Origin of the sequence: Xenorhabdus sp. IM139775 (assembly GCF_028598745.1) — a bacterium.
In the GTDB taxonomy this organism is placed as follows: Bacteria; Pseudomonadota; Gammaproteobacteria; order Enterobacterales; family Enterobacteriaceae; genus Xenorhabdus.
Genome location: NZ_JAQRFK010000179.1, coordinates 1 through 1,560, shown reverse-complemented (window position 1 = coordinate 1,560; position 1,560 = coordinate 1). Strand labels below are relative to the sequence as shown.

Sequence of the window (1,560 nt, the reverse complement as noted above, 5' to 3'; positions counted from 1 at the left end):
ATCCAGTCGAACAACAACTTCATCAGCGGAGCGCTGCGCTCTTTTCTTAATGCCAGCCGTTCTGCTGCCGGACTCCCTCGGATTTCTGCTTCTATGGCATATAACTCACCTATCCGCTTCAGGGCTTCCGTCGTGACGGCTGTTGGCGAACGAACGTGAACGTCATGGATTTTACGCCGGGCATGCGCCATGCAGGCGGCCTCAGTGATATTCCCTGTTTCATACAACGCCCGGTATCCGCCGTAAGCATCGGCCTGGAGAACGCCGCTGTAGCCTGCCAGGTGCTGTTGCGGGTGAATGCCTTTGCGATCGGCTGAGTACGCGAACCACACGGCCGGCGGCATGACCGAGCCTGCATTTCTGTCATCGCGGACGTACACCCACAGGCGTCCGGTCCGGGTTTTACCGCTGCCCGGCTCCTGAACGGGCACGGGGATATCATCACCATGGACTTTGCCCGGCATCAGAACATACTGGCGTAACACATCGTACAGGGGTTCAAGAAGGTCACTCACCGCCCCGGACCAGCGACCCAGCGTGGCACGGCTTAACGCCACGCCCTGCCGGTTATATATCTCCGACTGACGGTACAGCGGCGTATGCTCTGCGTACTTTGCGGTCACGATCCGCGCCAGTAGTCCAGGCCCCGCATAACTGCGTTCAATGGGTTTGGACGGCATGGGTGACTGGACTATGCCGTCACACCGACCGCAGGCCAGCTTGGGGCGTTGTGTTTCGATCACTTTAAAGGCGCTGCTGATGATCTCGAGTTGTTCTGAGATATCGCAACCCAGCGCATGCAGTTCCCCGCCACATTCAGGGCAGCTTTTTTCTGCCGGGGGGAGCGACTGTATTTCGCGGGGCAGCGTGGCGGGTAACGGTTTTCGTGACGAGGACTGCCGCAGCGCAGGAGGCAGTGCCGGGTCGGGTTGTTCACCCTGGATGTCGGCCATTTCTTCCTGAAGGTGACTGATGCGCTCCTGCACTTCGCGTATCTGTCGTTCAGTCTTCTGCCGTATTTTTTCTGAACGCTGGCCGAACTGCATACGTTGCAGTTTTACCACCCGGGCTTTCAGTCGGCTAATTTCGCTGGCATAAGAGGCCACCCGCTGGGACAGCAGGCGATTGTTTTCTGCCAGTATTTCGTTAGCGGCCATCTGCTCACGCAGCAGCACTTTCAACTGGGCGATATCATCAGGGAATGAGGGCGTCATTCCCTCACTTTACCGCAAGTTATATCCGTATGCCAGAGCGTTCCATCCGCTGCGGGTGTTTCCAGTTTATGCCTTCAAGCAGCATGGACAGTTGGGCGGGAGTCAGATGGACTTTACCCTCACGGGTCACCGGCCAGACGAAGCGCCCACGCTCAAGCCGTTTGGTAAACAGGCACAACCCATCGGCATCAGCCCACAGTACCTTAAGCATATCACCCCGACGACCGCGAAAGATGAAGACCTGCCCGGAGAACGGATTATCTTTCAGTGCGTTCTGCACCTTTGAGGCCAGGCCGTTGAACCCGTTGCGCATATCAGTGACGCCTGCCACGATCCAGATACGCGT

The 1,560-nt window shown here is 57.6% G+C and carries 2 protein-coding genes; both read right to left on the bottom strand.

What is annotated here, in order from left to right; all coding sequences use genetic code 11:
• On the bottom strand, positions 1-1,214 hold a 1,214-nt coding region (tnpC, locus tag PSI17_RS16770), incomplete at its 3' end, for an IS66 family transposase (protein WP_273553043.1).
• A 19-nt stretch (positions 1,215-1,233) separates the two neighbouring features.
• Positions 1,234-1,560, bottom strand: a 327-nt coding sequence (tnpB, locus tag PSI17_RS16765) for an IS66 family insertion sequence element accessory protein TnpB (protein WP_273553042.1), incomplete at its 5' end; no start/stop codon positions are given.